This is a genomic window from Devosia subaequoris, from assembly GCF_014197055.1.
GTDB lineage: Bacteria > Pseudomonadota > Alphaproteobacteria > Rhizobiales > Devosiaceae > Devosia > Devosia subaequoris.
Genome location: NZ_JACIEW010000008.1, coordinates 144,381 through 163,808, shown reverse-complemented (window position 1 = coordinate 163,808; position 19,428 = coordinate 144,381). Strand labels below are relative to the sequence as shown.

Below are 19,428 nucleotides of genomic sequence, written 5' to 3'. Positions count from 1 at the left end.
AACCAACCAGGAATTGCTTCCCAGCCAGTTCGCAAGAACCTCGCCGTCCACGTTTCTCTTTCTTCTATTCTTCACAATGTCAAAGAGCTGACCCATCGCCGTCACCGGCTGACACGTCGGGTGGAAGCATTGCTTCCTGAATTCCTTCAGAGAACACGATGCTATCGCCGGTTGCCCGGCAGATCGTCTGCCCTGTCAGATTGCGCCGATCAGTGGGAGCAACAAGTGCTCGCGTCGTCAGCGCTGGCGGGTTGTATTCGAGACACCTAAGTCTGTCAACACCCTATTTTCGTTTTTCGTCAAAGCCGAAATTCGAAAATCTGAAACCGAAATTACTTTAGATTTCAGAGGCTTGCTTCAGTGCCCGCCGCCGTTTGGCGCCGCGCTCTTCAGCGATGAGCGGGTTATAGGGATCAGCTTTGCGCTTGGGAAGCCCCCAAATGACAAAACTGACATTTTCCTGTCCCACCACCGCCGGCGCATGTGGAAAACTCGACCAAACCACCAGTGATTTCCGGGCTTTCCGCCGCTTGTGAGAAAGTGGGGTGGGATCCGAGCCATTTCAAGCCCCCGGTCTGGAGGTGCGACACCCCCAGTTTTGCCGCATTTTTCGGTGATAGGGCGTAACCATTGCTAACGCGCGCGCGTGACTCTAGTTTGTGCGCGGCGCCTTGGCGTCCAAGCCGGCTCAACCGGCAGGGGAACCAGTACCACCACCCTAATGAAGGATGGAGCGTTGAACGCGACGCAGAGACGACGCCATGCGGCCATGCTGCAGGCGACCGGCTATGAAGACGGTCCGGCGCTGACCGTGCAGTCCACCGATGGTGAAATCCCGCAGGGGCGCGAGTTGAGCTTTTCCTGGCTCAGCGGCACCGTGCTGACGGGCCTGACCAGTGTCCTGTTGATGGGCGCCGCTCTCTATGTCTCCTTTCAGGGGCAGGACACCTTCTCGACCGCCTATGCCGCACTCAATCTGGCGGTCCCCCGGGTCGAGCAGCCATTAGCGACCGATCTGACGTCCAAGACCTCGCGCCTCCGTCCCGTGGCGGCCACCCGCTCGGACCGCGAAATCATCGAAGCCGCCACCCGCCAGATCGTTGACGGTCGCGAGATCATCCGCAACCAGCCCTTTGTGCGGATCAACGCAACCCTGGCCACTACGGCCACGTCGCTGTCAGCCGATGTACCCGCCTATGACCCGGTCGCCATTCTCAACAAGACTCAACCGCTGACCAGTGCTGCGCTCGACATCGCCACCGATGTCTATGGCACGGATGTCGATGGTGAGGTGGTCGTCAATCATTCCGCCATGCCGGACGACTTCGTGCCCACCCGTACGATTTCGGATCAGGGAGCGGCTGATTTTGTGCGCGCCATGGTCGGGGGCCCATTCACCATCGATGGCGGCGGACCGGCTCTGGCCTATGCCGCCCTGGCCCCGACCCTGCGGGATCTGGCTGCATCGCAGGCCGATGCCGTGGCCGGGGTCGCCGAGAACGTCACCGTGGTCCCCAAGACGACACTGGCGTCCAGCGAGACCCTGGGTCGCACCGAACGCTTCCTGACCGTGCGCGAAATCGGCCCCCTGTCCGATACGCTGGTCCGCAATGGCTTTACGCCCGCTCAGGTGGGAATGATCGAGCGCACCCTGGCCAATCTGATGCCTGCGGCGGGACTGCCGGCCGGCATCCGGCTGCGTATTCTATATGGGCCCCATAGCAGTGGTGCGGCCAGTCTTGTGCCTTATCGCATGTCGATTTACCGGCCCGAAGGCGCGCCCGGCGAGCGCCACATCGCCACCGTGGCGCTGAGCGACAACGGCCAGTATGTCGTCGGTCTGCAGCCCGACTGGGTCGACTTTCCAGCCGAAGATGTCGAGCAGATCAATGTGGGCAATCTGCCCAGCATCTATCGCTCCATCTGGGAAACTGGTCGCAAGCACGATCTGAGCGATGCCACCATTGAACGCATCATCGCCATGTTCGCCTATGATATCGACATGACCAAGCGCATTGCGGCGGGCGACACCATCGAAATTCTCGAAACCGGCGATACCGGTGAGGGCGCCGCGGAAGAACTGCTCTATGTGGGACTGACACTGTCCGGCACCACGCGCCAGCTCTATCGTTTCACCACTGATGACGGCGCGGTCGATTTCTACGATCCCAACGGTGAAACTGGAAAGCGCTTCCTCAATCGCCGTCCACTCGAGGGCGGTGGCACACTGCGCTCGCGCTTCGGCTATCGCATCCACCCCATCTTTAAAACGCGCCGGCTCCATACCGGTGTCGACCTGGCCGCGCGGACCGGCACCCCGATCTATGCCTCCGGGGATGGTGTGATCAGTTACTACAAGTGGCAGTCCGGCTATGGCAACAAGGTCGAGATCCAGCACGTCAATGGCTATGAAACGGCCTATGGCCACATGTCCCGCTTCGCTGACGGCTTGAGCGTGGGCTCACGCGTGCGACAGGGCCAGGTCGTCGGCTATGTCGGCTCAACCGGTCAGTCGACCGGCCCGCATCTGCATTTCGAAATCAAGATCAACGGCAATCTCGTCGACCCGCTCAGCGTCAAGTTGCCAAAGGACAATGTCCTTGCCGCGCAATATCGCGACGAATTTGACCAGACCATCGCACAGATCAACGACCTGATGGCCCGCGACCCCGCGCCGGTGTCGGTCGCCCAGTCGAACTAACGGCTACGCCCCCTATTCCGGCCGCGTCACATAAACTGCCAGTTCATTGCCACCGGGTTCGCGGAAGTGGAACCGCCGCCCGCCTGGGAAGTCGAACTGGGCGCAGGTCACAACGCCACCGGCCTTGATCACCCGCCGTTCGGCGTCGTCCAGATCCTCGGTGCGGATAACGGCCATGCTCGCCTCGACACGCCCGGCCGCCTGATCCACTCCACCATCAATACCGGCACCTTCCAGCCCATCATAATCGGGGCCGTAGCTGGTAATGCCCCAGCCAAAGGCGGCGCGGAAAAACCCGCTCGTGGCCGGCCGGTTTGTGGAGGGAAACTCGATATAGTCAATGCGATCAGCCATCTTGCGCCACCCCCCGGATTTTGTTCTGCTTATGTTCTAATCTGAAAAGTTGCCCACTTGCAAGCCGAAGGTGAAAAGGGCCGGTCCAGAGAACCGGCCCTTCCTCATCAATCCTGGTCGACAGGGCGATTAAGCTGCCGCGTCGGCTTCGGCATTGCCGCCCGGCAGCAGCACGATGCCCGTGTCATTGGCGTCGACCGTCACCCGGCCACCATCACTGACCTTGCCCGAGAGAATCTCCTCGGCCAGCTCATCCTGGACCGCACGTTGAATGACGCGCCTGAGCGGGCGGGCGCCATAGGCCGGATCATAGCCCTCATTGGCGAGCCATTCGCGCGCGTTGGGCGTCAACTCGAGCGTAATATCGCGATCCTTGAGCAGAGCCTCGAGCCGCCCGAACTGGATATCGACGATATTGCCCATATGCTCGCGCCCGAGGCGGTGGAACAGCAGGATCTCGTCGATCCGGTTGAGGAACTCGGGGCGGAACGCCGCCTTGACCGCGTCGAGCACCTTGCCACGGGCCAGGTCAACCGGCTCGTCATCCTTGAGCTCGACCAGATACTCGGCACCCAGGTTCGAGGTGAGAATAACAACCGTATTGCGGAAATCGACCGTACGGCCCTGGCCATCGGTCAGCCGGCCATCGTCAAGCACCTGCAGCAGCACGTTGAAAACGTCCGGATGGGCCTTTTCGATCTCGTCGAACAGGATCACCTGATAGGGCCGGCGCCGCACCGCTTCGGTCAGCACGCCGCCTTCGTCATAACCGACATAGCCCGGAGGCGCGCCGATCAGCCGGGCAACCGAGTGCTTTTCCATGAATTCGCTCATGTCGAGACGCACCATGGCGGTTTCGTCATCGAACAGGAACTGCGCCAGCGCCTTGGTCAACTCGGTCTTGCCCACGCCTGTGGGTCCAAGGAACATGAACGAGCCGATCGGTCGGTTCGGGTCCTGCAGGCCGGCGCGCGAACGCCGCACCGCCTTGGCAACGGCTGCCACCGCTTCGGACTGCCCGATGACCCGGGCACCCAACGAGCTTTCCATATGCAACAGCTTTTCGCGCTCGCCTTCCATCATCCGATCAACCGGAATGCCGGTCCAGCGCGACACCACCTGGGCGATATCGGTGGGCTCAACAGTTTCCCTGGCCATCACCGGGTCAGGCTTGCCATCACCTTCCGCGTCATCGGCCGTGGCGAGCCGCTTTTCCAGATCCGGGATCACGCCATAGGCCAGCTCTCCCGCCTTGGCCAGGTCACCCTGACGCTGCGCGATCTCGAGTTGGCTGCGGGCCGCGTCGAGCTCTTCCTTGATCTTGGTGGAACCTTGCAGGCGTTCCTTTTCCGCCAGCCACTTGGCCGACAGGGTTTGGGCCTGTTCTTCCAGGCCCGCAAGATCATGTTCGAGCCGTTCGAGCCGGGTCTTGGACCCCTCGTCGGTCTCTTTCCTGAGCGCTTCGCGTTCGATCTTGAGCTGCATGATCTTGCGATCCAGCTCATCCAGCGCTTCGGGCTTGCTGTCGACCGCCATGCGCAGCCGCGCCGCCGCCTCGTCCATCAGGTCGATGGCCTTGTCGGGCAGGAAGCGGTCGGTGATGTAGCGGTTCGACAGCGTCGCCGCGCTCACCAGCGCCGAGTCGGCAATGCGAATGCCGTGATGCAGCTCATATTTTTCCTTGAGGCCACGCAGGATCGAAATGGTGTCTTCCACCGTCGGCTCGGACACAAAGACCGGCTGGAAGCGCCGCGCCAGAGCCGGGTCCTTTTCGACATGCTTGCGGTATTCATCCAGCGTGGTCGCACCCACGCAGTGCAACTCGCCGCGCGCCAATGCAGGCTTTAAAAGGTTGGACGCATCCATGGCGCCTTCGCTCTTGCCGGCGCCCACCAGCGTATGCATCTCGTCAATGAACAGGATAATCTGTCCCTCAGCGGCCTGTACCTCGGAAAGCACCGACTTCAACCGCTCTTCGAACTCGCCGCGATATTTCGCGCCGGCAATCAGCGCACCCATATCGAGCGCCAGCAGGCTCTTGCTCTTGAGCGATTCCGGTACGTCGCCATTGACGATCCGGATCGCCAGACCCTCGGCAATGGCGGTCTTGCCCACGCCCGGCTCACCGATCAGCACCGGATTGTTCTTGGTCCGACGGCTCAACACCTGAATGGTGCGACGAATTTCCTCGTCGCGCCCGATCACCGGGTCGAGCCGGCCTTCGCGCACATCTTCGGTCAGGTCACGTGCGTATTTCTTGAGCGCATCATAGGTGTTCTCAGCAGAAGCATTGTCCGCCGTGCGACCCTTGCGAATCTCCTCAATGGCCGTGTTGAGCCCCTGCGCGGTCACCCCGGCCGAACTCAGAACCTTGCCAGCGTCGCTATCCTTCTCGATCACCAGTGCCAGCAGCAGCCGCTCAACCGTGACAAAGCTGTCACCGGCCTTCTGCGCCGCCTGTTCGGCAGTATCGAAAACCTTGGCAAGCTCCCGGCTGAGATAAAGCTGCCCGGCATCGCCGGAGACTTTCGGAATTTTGTTCAGCGCCGCCTCAACACCGGCCCGTGCCGCCTTGGGGTCACCTCCGGCCTTGCTGATCAACCCATTGGCCATGCCCTGGTCATCATCAAGCAAAACCTTGAGCAGGTGAATCGGTGAAAACTGCTGATGACCCTTGCCCAGGGCCGCGGTCTGTGCACTCTGAATGAAGCCGCGCGCCCGCTCGGTATATTTTTCGATATTCAATGCAACTCTCCTTGTCTCGCCCGCCACCCGGCCCAGCTATGGCACCGGCATGACGTCGGAAGCGTCGTTCGAACCATGCCCGTAATGGCGCATTGTTCGACTTAGATGTAGGTCATTCGAGCGCGAACAAAAGAGGTGCGTTCCGGAGAATCGTTCCTCCCCGGCGCGGTGTCGATAGTCGCAAACAAAAATGCCGGGCGTCGGCCCGGCATTTGCTTGTTTTCAATTCGTCTTATTCGGCGGCATTGCCTGTGAGGAAAGCCGGCAGTTCCGGTGCCGGCTCGGCCTCGGACTGCGCGCCATTGCCTTCGGCCGACGCGGCGCCGGCCTCGCCACCGGCATTGCGGCGGCGGCGTGGGCGACGTTCACGCGGCTTGCGGGCGGGCTGGTCGCCCTCTCCTTCGGCCGGCGCGGAAGCGTCGGCCTCAGCGGGCTTGTCACCTGCAGGGGCAGCGGCCGGAGCCTGCTCGCTCCCGCTGTCATTATTCTGCTGCGCCGGCTGGGGCGGCTGCGGTGACGAGAAGCGCGAATTGACGTCATTGCCGTCATCTTCGAACTCGGTCTCGTCCTGGCTCTGTCCCTCACGCGGGTTCATCGCCTGCTGGGCAGAGGAAACGATACGGAAATAATGCTCGGCATGCTGCAGATAATTCTCGGCCATCACCGAATCGCCCGAAGATTGAGCGTCGCGGGCGAGCTGCATGTACTTCTCGGCCACGTGGGAGGCATTGCCGCGCACCTTCACGTCAGGTCCGTTGCTTTCATAATTGCGCGACAGCGGATTGACATGCTTGCGTCCGCCGTTCCGGCCACGCTGCCGGTTCTTGTTCTGGTTAGGTCTCATCGGGTCGCTTTGTCTAACTCTAAAAAGCTAAGCGTCACATCAACGGGCGGACCGGCACAAAAGGCCCGATCTGGCCCTGATTCCGTCGGCGGTAAGTGCGCACCGGGCGAAATCTCATCTGGCTTCATGAAGACCGAATGCGGTCGGCAACGACCCTGGACAAGTCCATCCCGTCCCTCGCGTCGTCCCGGTCTTTCGGAACCGCGCTGCACTAGCAGCTCACTGCATTTCGGATCGGGTGTGATCGCTGCGGCGCCCATGATGCGCCATTGACAGCAGTTACAAACTAACCGCTTTCGCTCGGTTTGACTAGCACAAACTGCACTTCGGTCAAATCGGTTGCTTCAGCTGCCCTTTAAATGCTGCCCTGAAATTACACGGTCAAGGCCATTGAGGTCCTTGTGAACGACAATATCGGCAAAACCATGTTCCGCGAACAGGGCGCGGATACTGCTGCCCTGATCGTACCCGATTTCCACCAGCACCTGGCCGCCCGGTGACAGGTAGTCCCGCGCGTTTGCCGCAATAATTCGATAGGGGGCCAACCCGTCCGGTCCGCCATCCAGCGCCAGCCGCGGATCGAAATCTTTCACCTCGGGCGCCAGCGTCTCGAGCACGGCACTCGTGATATAGGGCGGGTTGGAAACGATGAGATCGAACTTGTCTTCGCCGCGCCCATTGCGGGAACAAGCCTCGAACCAGCTCCCCGGCGCAAACCTCAATCGATCCGCCACGCCATGCCGCGCCGCATTGATCTGTGCCATCTCCAGCGCCTCGGCGCTGATATCGCTCGCCAGCCCAATGGCATCGGACCGGTTAGCCAATACCGCGATAGGGATGCAACCGGTTCCGGTTCCCAGATCAAGCAGCCGTCCGCCCACCGGCAGCGCCTTGATCGCGAGCTCTATCAGGAGTTCAGTATCGGGCCGGGGCTCCAGGGTCGCGGCATTGAGGGCAAAGGCGAGCCCGAAAAATTCCCGCTCGCCGATAATTCGCGCCACCGATTCCCCGCTCATCCGCCGCTGCAGCAGCCCGGCGACCCGCTCGGCATCCGCGTCGGCGACAGGCTCCTGTTCGCGCGTCGCCAGCGCCAGCGCGTCCAGACCCAGCGCATGGCCGGTGAGCAATTTGGCGTCGAGCGCAGCGGTTTCGAAACCGAGCCGGCCCAGCACATCACGCCAGCCGCGCCAGAGTGCGCCGATGCGAACCGGCTCGCTCAGTTGCCTTGCTCCATGGTGGCGAGCTGGGCCGCTTGATGTTCGGTGATCAATGCTTCGATCAACTCATCCAGCGCCTCGCCGGTGATGACCTTGTCGAGCTTATAGAGCGTTAGATTGATGCGGTGGTCGGTGACGCGCCCCTGCGGGAAATTATAGGTGCGGATGCGCTCTGATCGGTCGCCCGAACCCACCTGCCCCTTGCGCTCGGCCGAACGGGCATTGTCACGCTCTTCGCGCTGCATTTCATAGAGCCGCGAGCGCAACACGATCATCGCCTGGGCCCGGTTCTGGTGCTGCGACTTCATGGCCGAAGTCACCACAAGCCCGGTCGGGATATGTGTGATGCGCACCGCCGAGTCGGTGGTATTCACGTGCTGCCCGCCGGCGCCCGAGGCGCGCATCGTATCGATGCGGATATCCTCATTTCGGATTTCGATGTCGATGTCTTCGACTTCGGGCAGCACCGCCACGGTCGCCGCCGAGGTGTGAATACGGCCCGAGCCCTCGGTCGCTGGGACTCGCTGTACCCGATGCACACCGCTTTCATATTTCATCCGGGCATAGACGCCCTTGCCCGACACATTGGCGATGATTTCCTTAAAGCCCCCCATTTCGCCGGGACTCTCTTCCATCACCGTCACTTTCCAACCATGTGCGGACGCGTAGCGCTCATACATGCGGAACAGATCACCGGCGAACAGCGCCGCCTCATCGCCGCCCGTACCGCCGCGGATTTCCAGAATAATGGATTTCTCGTCCGCCTCGTCCTTGGGCAGCAGCATGATGCGGATCGAGTGCTCTAGTTGCTCGATGGACTCATCGAGCGCCTCGATCTCCATCTCGGCCATTTCGGCCAGTTCCTTGTCGCCACTCTTGAGCAGCGCTTCGGCCTCGGCGTAATCCTTCTGCGCCTTTTTGTAGGCCGTGATCTGCCCCACGATTTCGGACAGGTCCGAATGTTCCTTGGAGAGCCTCGCCAGTTCATCCGGACTCGCGCCCCCGCTGAGCGCGGCTTCAATATACTGAAACCGCGTTTCGAGAGCGTCGAGCTTGTCCTGGGGCAGGTTGGGCATTCTTGGTCTTTCAGCGTGGCAACCGCGTTCTTGTTTGTCATCCCGCCGCAGACCGGAATCCATCTTGAGAACGGTCGCGCTGGTGTCTCTCAAGATGCGCCCCGGTTGGTAGCCGCGGCGACACGCCGGGGTGTAATGACCCCGGGCCGCAACATCAAGCGGCCAATGCCGCCCCTACCCCATGGGCAGGTTCTGCTTATCCGCCCATTCGGTCAGCAAATTGCGCACCGAATGGCCATTGGCCCCAACACTGAGCGCCTCGGAGATAGCGGCCTTGACCGGCTCAAGTTCGAGATTGAGGATCATTTCCTTGATCGGACCGATCGAAGCAGGGCCCATGGACAGCCGCGTCATGCCAATGGCCATCAGCGCCAGCGCCTCCATTGGCTTGCCAGCCAGTTCGCCACACATCGTGACGGGCTTGTTGTGCCGCGCCGCCGCATCGACCACCAGCCGAAGGGCCCGCAGCCGAGGCAGACCAATGGGGTCATAGGCTTTTGAGACACGCGGATTGGCCCGATCGGCCGCTGTCAGGAACTGCACCAGATCGTTCGAGCCAATGGAGACAAAATCGCTTTCGGGCATGATCTGATCGAGCTCGAACAGCAATGACGGCACTTCCACCATTGCCCCGATCTCAACCTTTTCAGGCACGGCTTGACCGGCGCGCTTGAGCCGGTCCATTTCCTTGCACAGCACTTGCTTGGTCTGCCGAAACTCGAAGGTTTCGGTGACCATGGGCACCAGAATCTTGAGCGGACGGCCCCGCGCGGCCAGCAGCAGCGCCCGGATTTGCGTGCGCAGCAGGCCCGGTCGATCCAGCCCTAGCCGGATAGAGCGATAGCCCATGGCCGGGTTCTCCTCGGCCGCAGAGCGCAGATAGGGCACTACCTTGTCGCCGCCAATATCCAGCAAGCGGAACACCACCGGCCGATCCCCGGCGATTTCCATCGCCTCGGCATAAAGGTCGACCTGCTCCTGCAGACGCGGCAAGCGGCTCGCGATCATGAACTGCAATTCGGTGCGGAACAGTCCCACCCCGGTCGCGCCGGTATCATCGAGCATGGGCAGGTCTGCCACGAGGCCCGAATTGTGCAGCAGTGTGATCTCGACGCCATCCTTGGTAACGCTCGGCCTGTCCTTGAGGGCGGCATAATGCGCGCGCCGCCGCGCCGAGATCCGGACCTTGTCGATATAGGTCTGCTCGATATCGGCCGTGGGCCGCAAATGGACCTGGCCCAAGGGACCATCGAGAATGATGTCGTCGCCCCCTTCGCACATGGAGACGATCGATTGCGCCTGCCCCACGGCCACTATGCCGAGCGAGCGCGCGACAATGGCCACATGCGCCGTGGCCCCGCCCTCTTCGAGCACCACGCCGCGCAGTTTCTTGCGGTCATATTCAAGCAGTTCGGCGGGCCCCATATTGCGGGCCACCAGAATGGCGTTCTCCGGCAGATCGCGATGCGCCGGCTGGTTGGTGTTGGTCAAAACCCGCAGCAGGCGATTGGCCAGATCATCCAGATCATGCAACCGGTCGCGAATATAGGGGTCGGTCTGGCGCTGCATGCGGGCCCGGGTGTCGTTCTGCACCCGCTCGACCGCCGCCTCGGCTGAGAGCCCGTTATCGATCGCCTCGACCAGCCGGTTCACCCAACCCCGATCATTGGCGAACATGCGATAGGTTTCAAGAATTTCCCGGTGATCCGAGGTCGGCTGCATGTCGCCATGGTCGAGCATCGCATCGATCGAGACCCGCATCGAGGCCAGCGCCGCGTCGAGCCGCTGCTTTTCGGCATCGGTGTCTTCAGCGATGAAATTGGTCACCACGACACGCGGATCATGCAGCACGACTTTGCCGAGCGCGATACCATCGGTGAAGCTGACGCCGTTGAACATGCGAGGTCGCCTGAGATCGATATCCGATCCTGGCTTGATCAGATTGTCGAAATCGCTGGTAGCGATCATCTCGGCCAGGATTGTGGCCGTGGTCAGCATCGCCTCGGTTTCATCCTCGCCATAATGGCGCCGGTCGGCATTCTGCACCACCAGCACGCCCAGCGTCTGGCCGGCCCGCAGCACCGGCACGCCGAGGAAGGAGTTGTATTTTTCCTCGCCCGTTTCGGGCCGGTAGGCAAAGGCGGGATGGCTGGTGGCGTCGTCCAGGCTGAGCGGCTCGGCCTCGGCGGCAATCAGGCCCACCAGGCCTTCGCCCAGGCGCAATGTCGTCAAGTGGACCGATTCGGTGTTCAGCCCGCGCGTGGCGAACAACTCAAGTGCGCCGTCATCGCGCAGCACATAGAACGAGCACACATCGGCTCGCATGTTCTCAGCGATCAGGCCCACGATTTTGTCGAGACGTTCCTGCGAAGCCAAGGGCTCCGCCATCGTCTCGCGCAACTGCCGCAGCAGCACCCTGGGGCCGCCTATGGTCGTGACCATGCCTCTCCAAGGCGGCCCGCAAAGCCGCCCCCCTATTTGAAGGACGCGGCCCGTGTCCCCTCGACTGGGTCAGGCGTCCTGTCTGTCCAGACCGTAATAGGTGTGCAAGGCGCGAACCGCAAGCTCGGCATATTCTTCATCGATCAACACCGAGGTCTTGATTTCCGAAGTGGTGATCAGCTGGATATTGATCCCCTTGTCGGCCAGAGCCTTGAACATCGAGGACGCAACACCGGCGTGAGAACGCATACCCACGCCCACCACCGAGACCTTCGCGCCGCCCTTGGAGCCGGAAAGACGCGCATATTCAAAGCGTCCGCCATTGTCTTCCAGCGCCTTGACCGCCTTGTCATATTCGCTGTCGGGCACGGTAAAGGTGATGTCGGTGGTCGCGCCATCATCGGCAATGTTCTGCACGATCATGTCAACGATAATGCCTTTGTCAGCCAGCGTGCCGAAAATGGCGGCGGCGACACCCGGACTGTCCTTGACCTTGCGCAGGGTGATCTTGGCTTCGGCCTTGGCGAGCGTCACGCCCGAAACGATCTGCTTTTCCATGATCTCATCCTCATCGCAGACAAGCGTGCCGGGCACACCCGGCGTCCCATCGGGCGCGATCTGCGGCGCGTCCGGGTCATCGAAACTGGAGCGGACGGTCAGGCGGACCTTGTGCGCCATGGCCATTTCCACCGATCGGATCATCAGCACCTTGGCGCCGAGCGAAGCCATTTCCAGCATTTCCTCAAAGGAAATCTTGGTCATGCGCTGCGCCTTGGGCACGATGCGGGGGTCGGTCGTGTAGACACCATCGACATCGGTATAGATATCGCACCGCTCCGCCTTGACCGCAGCTGCCACCGCGACCGCCGAGGTATCCGAGCCACCGCGCCCGAGCGTTGTCACGCGGCCATGCGGTGAAATGCCTTGGAAGCCGGTGATTACCGGCACCCAGCCATCGCTCATGCGTTTGTCGAGCTCGGTCGGGTCGATATCGGTAATCCGCGCCGCACCGTGGGAATCGTCGGTATGAATGGGGACCTGCCAGCCAGCGAAACTGCGCGACTGGATGCCCATTTCGCTCAAGACAATAGCCATCAGGCCCGCCGTGACCTGCTCGCCCGAAGCGAGCACGGCGTCATACTCGCGCGCATCGTGGAATTTGGAAGCCTCGTTGACCCAGCCGACCAGTTCATTGGTCTTGCCGCTCATGGCCGAAACCACCACGGCAACTTCATTGCCGGCCTCGACCTCTCGCTTGATATGGCGCGCCGCATTGCGGATACGCTCCACATTGGCCACCGAAGTGCCACCGAACTTGACGACGATACGGGCCAAGACAGTTTCCCCGCTGATCCGCCGAACCCGGCGTTACGCTTTAATGTTGGGCGCGACATGCCACAAAGCCGATGCGCAATCAATGGGCATCGGCGACGCAATGCCCCTGCGACAGGCCGTGCCTTGCTCCTGCCCTCGCCTGTAGGTCATATGGGTGCACAAGGAGCTGCCGATGTCCCAGACCACCGTCAACGACGCCGAAATCGCCAAATTCACGGCCATGGCCGAGCAATGGTGGGACCCCAAGGGCAAGTTCAAGCCGCTGCACAAGTTCAATCCGGTACGGATGAGCTATATCCGCGACCACCTAATCCGCCATTTTGACCGCGATCCGTCCATATTGCGTCCCTTCCAAGGTCTGCGCATTCTCGATGTCGGTTGTGGCGGTGGCCTCTTGTGCGAACCGCTGACGCGGCTGGGGGCGACGGTCACCGGCGTCGACGCGGCAGAGCGCAATATCGCCATTGCGAAAATTCACGCCGAACAATCAGGGCTTGAGATCGACTATCGCGCCACCACCAGCGAAGCCCTGGTCGCCGCCGGCAAAAGCTTTGATGTGGTCCTCAACATGGAAGTGGTCGAGCATGTCGACAATGTCCCGCTCTACATGAAGAGCTGCGCCGACCTCGTCGCGCCCGGCGGGCTGATGTTTACCGCCACGCTCAACCGCACGGCCCGCTCCTGGGCCCTCGCCATCATCGGCGCTGAATATGTGCTGCGCTGGCTGCCGCGCGGCACCCATGACTGGAAGAAGTTCCTCACCCCCGAGGAGGTCAACGCCCAATTGCGACGCAACGGGCTCAAGGTGATCGACCAGACCGGCGTGACCTTCAATCCGCTGGCCGACGAATGGCGCGCCTCCCCCGACATGGCCGTTAACTACATGGTGCTGGCCGCCCGCCCGGCCTGAGCCGCCGCAAGGCCGGCCGCCTGGGGGAGGCGACCGGCCCGCTACGGCCTGACTGGAGGCAGAGTCAGAACACGTAGACCATCAGCGTCGCCCCCTGCTTGTGCACACCCAGCACGTGACCAGGACGGTATTGGGTGCGGCTGAGGGCGGCGTTGATCAAGGGATCCTGCGCCACCGCGCCAATCATGCGGTGATATTGGCCATTGGATGCGAGCCAGTTGGCCATCTGGCGACGCATATCGGCACAGACCTTGATCGGAATGAGCTGAATGCCGCTGGCCCGGTTCCACCCGCGGGTCGAGCTTTTCTGGAACAGCGCCATCAACTGGCTCGGATTGGCATTGTTGGCGCAGACCGCCGTGATGCCGGCCGAAGACGGCGAAGACGAATTTCCGCGATTGCCGAAAATGAACCAGCCGCCGTTGGTGCCGTTATTGCCATTGGCTCCGGTCGCGCCATTGGACCCATTGCCACCGTTACCGCCATTGCCGCCATTGCCGCCATTACCACCGCCCGAGCCGGTGCCGACATCGACGCGGATGAGGCTGTCGGAGCCACCGACATTCACATTGGCTTCGACACCGCCCAGATCGGCGTTGACGTCGGCAATGCCTTCCGAGCCCATCACCGAAGCATCCACCACCGGCGAGGTGCCGCCACCGACATTGGCGGTCAGGGCGCCACCACTGCCACCCGCGCCGACATTGACCAGCCCGCTATCCCCGGCATTGCCCGAATTGACGGTCACCAGCGCGCCGCTGTCGCCATCGCCAACAATGCCCAGCACGCTGCCGCCGCCCGAACCGCCGCCACCCAGCAGACCACCGGCCGAGGCTATAGATGGCATCAACACAACCGACACCATAACGGCTGCAATCATACGCTTGTACAACATGATCATCTCCCAATAAGCGGTGGCCCGAGCCACCATGGGAGAGATCATCACGGGCACAAAGGGCGCCGTAATCCGCAGTTCTACCAAGTCCGCCTGGCAAGTTTGCTGAGGTGGTAAACTGTGGTGGTTAAAAAGAACGACAGCAAGATGCCACGAGAATCCCGCACCATCCGCCGGAAACACTTCTTGTGCGTAGGCGTATGTTACACGACCGCAAAGCAAATCTATCAACGCAAGAATGGACCGGCATAAACAATTGCCCTCCATTCCACGCGGGAATGAAGGGCAGGCATCTTGGTTCCTTGGTCACTCAGGCCTTGAGCAGATCCTTGCGCCCGACCGAGAGCACCAGCCGGTCTTCTTCCACCCGATCGATATGCTCGGGGAAGATATAGCGGTCCGAGGCGAGAAATCCGTCAGCATCAAGCCGCACGAAGCCCTCGCGCAGTGCCTTTTCCTGCATTTCGCGAGGCAGGCCATCATCGGGGTGAAACAGATCGGCCAACAGTCCCGTCAGATCATTGCGCTGCCGGTCCAACACCGGGCTGACGCCCGCCGCATCCACATCCGGAGCGTCCGGCGCTTCGTCGGTGCTGCGAAAGGCCTCCACCGTGCCTATGGGCTGCATGGCATTGTCCACGACACGCATGCCTTCATGAATAGTGGCTGGAATGGCGTCCATGGTTTCCTCCTTTGCTCATTGGAAAACAAACGCGGCGCGCGCGGCCCCGTTCCACCGGCCCAATCCGAAGGGGCAGAAAGAAATGTGAACACGCGGCCGTGAACCTGTTCCGCCTGTTGGCGTTTTAGTTCCGCGAACAGGAATGAAAAATCGATGAGCAAATTCGCCGGCGCCATTATTCTGGTGCTCGGGGCCATGAGCCTCCCCATTGTCGCCCAGGACGTGCCCGCCAATCGGGACGAATCCATCTTCGTTTTCGGCGGGCCGATGAGCAGCGGCTTTTTCGGCGATGCCCTGACGTTCTGGAGCAGCGGCTATGAAACCAACGCCTTCCTCGGCGCCGGCTATCAGCGGTTCTTCTACGAATATGAAAGCTTCGCCTTGGGCCTTGAGGCAGGGCTGGGCCTGCGCATGGGCGTCGGCGAGACCAGTTCTGCCGAAGCCTGGGCGGGCCTGGTAGGTCGGCTGACTGAAGTCGAGCTGGGGCCGCTCAACATAACCCCGTCGATCACCGGCGGTTTCTCGGTCGTCACCGACACCATCGGCGTTGAGACGACCCGCACCGTGGCCTCTGGCCAGAGCGCAACGGTACTCTATTACCTCGCACCGGAAATTGCGGTTTCGCATGACGATCACCCCGAATGGGAAGCCTTTGGCCGCATCCAGCACCGCTCCGGCGGCTTCGGCACCATTGCCCATATCGACGGCTCCAACGCGGTGACGGCCGGGCTGCGCTACAAGTTCTGATCCATGGGCCCGCAGACACCCTCCTTGGCCTGACCGACCACAGCAGCACCCCAACCGTACGCTTCGGTACGGTTTGGCCTTGACCGCGAGCCTGCTTTTGCGCGATGACCGTGGCCAATAGCGAGGTTCCTAAGCCCTATGGACAAGTTCACCACCCTGACCGGTGTCGCGGCGCCCCTGCCGATCATCAATATCGACACCGACATGATCATCCCCAAGCAGTATTTGAAGACCATCAAGCGGACGGGTCTCGGCACCGCGCTGTTCTCCGAGATGCGCTACCATGAGGACGGCTCGGAGAACCCCGATTTCGTGCTCAACAAGCCCGCCTATCGCAACGCGCAGATCATCATCGCCGGCGATAATTTCGGTTGTGGTTCCAGCCGCGAACACGCCCCCTGGGCGCTGCTCGATTTCGGCATTCGCTGTGTGATCTCCACCAGCTTCGCCGACATTTTCTATAATAACTGCTTCAAAAACGGCATCCTGCCCCTGGTCGTGACACCCGAGCAACTCAAGCTCCTGCTCGATGATGCCGAGCGCGGATCCAATGCCACCCTGACAGTCGACCTCGAAGCCCAGACCATCAAAGGCCCCGATGGCGGCACGCTCAATTTCGACATCGACCCTTCCCGCAAGCAGATCCTGCTCGAAGGTCTCGACGACATTGCCGGCACGCTGAAATCGGATCCCTCCATCTCCGCTTTTGAAGGCAAGATGGCAGCCGAACGTCCCTGGCTCTAACCTTTAAGCAAAGAGACAGAATTGGTTCAGCGCGTTTCCACCGGCTCCCCCTTTGAAGCCACCTTTGGCTATTCCCGCGCTGTGCGCCATGAGGACACTGTCTATGTGTCCGGCACCACCGGCTATGATTATGCCACCATGACTATGCCCGAGAGCGTTGGTGAACAGGCAAAAAATGCGTTGGTCACCATCGACAAGGCTCTTAAGGAAGCGGGTTCCTCCATCCAGGATACCGTCCGCGTCGTCTACTATGTTGGCGACCGCTCCTATGTGGACGAGGTCGTTGCTACCGTCGGCCCGGTCTTCACCGATATCCGGCCCGCCGCTTCCATGCTCATTGTGCAGATGATCGAAGAGGGCATGAAGATCGAGATCGAGGTCACCGCCCGCATCGGCGCGGCCGCCAGCCACGCCTGATCCCGGGCGGGGCGATGAACAGAAAACAGATTGCCCTCACTTTTCACGCAGCGCTCCTTATCGGGGCGCTGTTTTTCGTGGTGCCCTCGCTGACGGCCTGGCACCCGCAACACGGGTATCTTTTCACCCTGACCTTCTACTGGCTGTTCTTCTGCCTGCCGGTCATCGGCTGGCATGCGCTCGAAGGCAATGACGGACGGCTGTTTTCCGAAAGACTGCGCTGGCGCGACTGGTGGATCATTCCGCTCTTGCTGGTGCAGGTCGGCATTGTCGCACTGGCCAATTTCGTACCCAACACCTCGATCCTGACTCATGGAAGCATGTATCTGGCGCTGCTGATCGCCGCCATCAACGGCCCGCTCGAGGAGATCGCCTGGCGCGGCGGCTTTCTCGGCACATTTCGGGACAAGCCGCGACTTGGCTTCTGGCTCGGCTGGGCCCTGTTTACCGCCTGGCATATCCCCCTGGCTCTCAGCCATGGCATTGTCTTCGACGGCGGAGCACTGGCCCTTATCGGTGGGGCATCAGCCCTGGGTCTTTTCTGGAACTGGGTCACCTGGCGCACCGGCTCGGTGTTTTACGTGAGCCTGGCGCACATGCTCACAAATGTCTTTGCCTTCTGGGTGCTGTTCGCGCGGAACGGATTCGCCTGAAGTCGCCTTGCGCAATCGCCTGAAAACCTTGTATGTCGGCACCAAATTCAGGTGTACCCACCAGTACGGCGAGGAGCTTATCCAACATGGCCACCCATTCCCTTTTCCTTCTGCCCGGCGACGGCATCGGCACCGAGATCATGGTCGAGGTGGAAAAACTCATCGCCTGGACCAATGCCGAGGGTCTGACCGATTTCTCGACCGATACCGGCCTGGCTGGTGGCGCTGCCTATGACGCCCATGGCGTGGCCATTACTGACGAAGACGTCGCCAAAGCCAACGCCGCCGACGCGGTGATCTTCGGCGCGGTGGGCGGTCCTAAATGGGATGACGTTCCCTATGAGCACCGCCCCGAAGCCGCCCTGTTGCGCCTGCGCAAGGAATTGGCCGTGTTCGCCAATCTGCGCCCCGCAATCTGCTATCCGGCCCTGGCCTCGGCCTCCTCGCTCAAGAAGGAACTGGTGGAAGGCCTCGATATTCTCATCGTGCGCGAACTGACCGGCGGCGTCTATTTCGGCGAACCCAAGACCATCACCGATCTGGGCGACGGCCAGAAGCGCGCCATCGATACCCAGGTCTATGAGACCTATGAAATCGACCGCATCGCCCGCGTCGCCTTCGACCTGGCCCGGACCCGCGGCGGCAAGGTCCACTCGGCGGACAAAAAGAACGTGATGAAATCCGGCGTTCTCTGGGACGAAGTGGTCCGCAATGTCGCCAAGGACTATTCCGATGTCGAGCTGCACCACATTCTGGCCGACAACGCCGCGATGCAGCTCGTCCGCACCCCCAAGCAGTTCGACGTCATGGTCACCGATAACCTGTTTGGCGACATTCTCTCCGACGTTGCGGCCATGCTGACCGGCTCGCTGGGCATGCTGCCCTCCGCCTCGCTCGGCGCCCCCGATCCGGCCACCGGCAAGCGCAAGGCGTTTTACGAGCCCGTGCACGGCTCGGCCCCCGACATTGCTGGCCAGGGCATTGCCAACCCCATCGCCATGATCGCCAGCTTCGCCATGGCGTTGCGCTATTCGTTCAACATGGTCGAACTTGCCACCCAAGTCGAAAACGCCATCTCCGCCGTCCTCAGCGATGGTCTGCGCACCGGCGATATCGCACAGGACAATTGCAGGACCGTTGGCACCGAGGAAATGGGCGCAGCGATCCTGGCGAAGCTCAAAGCCTGAGACAAAACACCCATCACAAACAGAAAAGCCCCGGTGTCACCACCGGGGCTTTATTATCTAGGCAATCGCCAGAAGCTTATTCGGCCGAAGCAGCTTCTTCTGCCGGTGCGTTGGCAGCGGCTTCGCGGGCAGCGCGTTCTTCGGCGCGTTCCTTGGCCTTGTCGCCGGGCACACCCTTGTTCGGGTTGTTGCGGGCCGGACGCTTGGAAATACCGGCAGCGTCGAGGAAACGCAGCACGCGGTCGGTCGGCAGTGCACCATGCGAGAGCCAGTGCTGCACGCGCTCGGCGTTCAGCACAACGCGGTTTTCGGCATCCTTGGCCAGCAGCGGGTTGTAGGTGCCCAGCTTTTCAATGAAGCGGCCATCGCGCGGCGAGCGCACATCGGCAACCACGATGTGGTAGAAGGGACGCTTCTTGGTGCCGCCACGGGCGAGACGAAGCTTGAGTGCCATTTTGTCAGTCCTGTCAGTTCGTTAG

Annotated in this window: 18 protein-coding genes; 8 read left to right on the top strand and 10 right to left on the bottom strand. The window is 61.5% G+C overall.

The annotated features are described in order from the left end of the window. Together GGR20_RS18480 and GGR20_RS15630 are read left to right on the top strand one after the other, a co-directional pair. The coding region (locus GGR20_RS18480) for a hypothetical protein (RefSeq protein WP_210283212.1) at nt 1–270 on the top strand (270 nt) is incomplete at its 5' end. A 466-nt stretch (nt 271–736) separates the two neighbouring features. Continuing rightward, nucleotides 737–2,701, top strand: coding sequence for a M23 family metallopeptidase (locus GGR20_RS15630; RefSeq protein ID WP_183312299.1), 1,965 nt, complete (start codon nt 737–739; stop codon nt 2,699–2,701). Nucleotides 2,702–2,713: 12 nt separating this feature from the next. On the opposite strand, the gene GGR20_RS15625 is transcribed toward GGR20_RS15630, so the two are convergent. The 7 genes from GGR20_RS15625 to GGR20_RS15595 form a co-directional block, all read right to left on the bottom strand. Next, complete coding sequence (locus GGR20_RS15625; protein ID WP_183312298.1) at nt 2,714–3,055, bottom strand: VOC family protein; 342 nt, start codon at nt 3,053–3,055, stop codon at nt 2,714–2,716. A 129-nt stretch (nt 3,056–3,184) separates the two neighbouring features. Next, nucleotides 3,185–5,800: an ATP-dependent chaperone ClpB gene (gene clpB, locus GGR20_RS15620; protein ID WP_183312297.1), complete on the bottom strand. Its 2,616-nt coding sequence runs from the start codon at nt 5,798–5,800 to the stop codon at nt 3,185–3,187. Between the two features lie 232 nt (nt 5,801–6,032). Next, nucleotides 6,033–6,644, bottom strand: coding sequence for a DUF4167 domain-containing protein (locus GGR20_RS15615; RefSeq protein WP_183312296.1), 612 nt, complete (start codon nt 6,642–6,644; stop codon nt 6,033–6,035). Nucleotides 6,645–6,988: 344 nt separating this feature from the next. Next, nucleotides 6,989–7,846, bottom strand: a complete 858-nt coding sequence (gene prmC, locus GGR20_RS15610) for a peptide chain release factor N(5)-glutamine methyltransferase (RefSeq protein ID WP_183312313.1) — start codon at nt 7,844–7,846, stop codon at nt 6,989–6,991. A 14-nt stretch (nt 7,847–7,860) separates the two neighbouring features. Further along, nucleotides 7,861–8,937 (bottom strand): peptide chain release factor 1, encoded by a 1,077-nt coding sequence (prfA, locus tag GGR20_RS15605; RefSeq protein ID WP_183312295.1) that lies wholly within the window; start codon nt 8,935–8,937, stop codon nt 7,861–7,863. Nucleotides 8,938–9,111: 174 nt separating this feature from the next. Further along, the gene (ptsP, locus tag GGR20_RS15600; RefSeq protein ID WP_183312294.1) at nt 9,112–11,379 is read right to left on the bottom strand and encodes a phosphoenolpyruvate--protein phosphotransferase; all 2,268 of its coding nucleotides are present in this window, start codon (nt 11,377–11,379) and stop codon (nt 9,112–9,114) included. Nucleotides 11,380–11,448: 69 nt separating this feature from the next. Further along, on the bottom strand, nt 11,449–12,714 hold the full coding sequence (locus GGR20_RS15595; RefSeq protein ID WP_183312293.1) for an aspartate kinase: 1,266 nt from the start codon (nt 12,712–12,714) through the stop codon (nt 11,449–11,451). 172 nt (nt 12,715–12,886) lie between these two features. On the opposite strand from GGR20_RS15595, the gene ubiG reads away from it, so the two are divergent. Next, nucleotides 12,887–13,624 (top strand): bifunctional 2-polyprenyl-6-hydroxyphenol methylase/3-demethylubiquinol 3-O-methyltransferase UbiG, encoded by a 738-nt coding sequence (gene ubiG / locus GGR20_RS15590; RefSeq protein ID WP_183312292.1) that lies wholly within the window; start codon nt 12,887–12,889, stop codon nt 13,622–13,624. Between the two features lie 64 nt (nt 13,625–13,688). Here ubiG and GGR20_RS15585 read toward each other — a convergent pair whose 3' ends face one another. Further along, a complete protein-coding gene (locus GGR20_RS15585) occupies nt 13,689–14,519 on the bottom strand; it encodes a hypothetical protein (RefSeq protein WP_183312291.1) in 831 nt (276 codons plus the stop codon). Between the two features lie 310 nt (nt 14,520–14,829). Continuing rightward, on the bottom strand, nt 14,830–15,201 hold the full coding sequence (locus GGR20_RS15580; RefSeq protein ID WP_183312290.1) for a hypothetical protein: 372 nt from the start codon (nt 15,199–15,201) through the stop codon (nt 14,830–14,832). 153 nt (nt 15,202–15,354) lie between these two features. Here GGR20_RS15580 and GGR20_RS15575 point away from each other — a divergent pair, with 153 nt between their 5' ends. From GGR20_RS15575 to leuB, 5 genes are all read left to right on the top strand, one after another. Next, nucleotides 15,355–15,948 carry a hypothetical protein gene (locus GGR20_RS15575; protein WP_183312289.1) on the top strand — a complete coding sequence of 198 codons (594 nt, stop codon included), beginning with the start codon at nt 15,355–15,357 and terminating at the stop codon, nt 15,946–15,948. Nucleotides 15,949–16,086: 138 nt separating this feature from the next. Then, on the top strand, nt 16,087–16,692 hold the full coding sequence (leuD, locus tag GGR20_RS15570; protein ID WP_183312288.1) for a 3-isopropylmalate dehydratase small subunit: 606 nt from the start codon (nt 16,087–16,089) through the stop codon (nt 16,690–16,692). A 21-nt stretch (nt 16,693–16,713) separates the two neighbouring features. Then, nucleotides 16,714–17,109: a RidA family protein gene (locus GGR20_RS15565; RefSeq protein ID WP_183312287.1), complete on the top strand. Its 396-nt coding sequence runs from the start codon at nt 16,714–16,716 to the stop codon at nt 17,107–17,109. A 14-nt stretch (nt 17,110–17,123) separates the two neighbouring features. Beyond that, a complete protein-coding gene (locus GGR20_RS15560; protein ID WP_183312286.1) occupies nt 17,124–17,762 on the top strand; it encodes a CPBP family intramembrane glutamic endopeptidase in 639 nt (212 codons plus the stop codon). 86 nt (nt 17,763–17,848) lie between these two features. Next, a complete protein-coding gene (gene leuB / locus GGR20_RS15555; RefSeq protein WP_183312285.1) occupies nt 17,849–18,949 on the top strand; it encodes a 3-isopropylmalate dehydrogenase in 1,101 nt (366 codons plus the stop codon). Between the two features lie 76 nt (nt 18,950–19,025). On the opposite strand, the gene rpsP is transcribed toward leuB, so the two are convergent. Continuing rightward, the gene (gene rpsP / locus GGR20_RS15550; protein ID WP_183312284.1) at nt 19,026–19,403 is read right to left on the bottom strand and encodes a 30S ribosomal protein S16; all 378 of its coding nucleotides are present in this window, start codon (nt 19,401–19,403) and stop codon (nt 19,026–19,028) included. Nucleotides 19,404–19,428 lie beyond the last annotated feature (25 nt).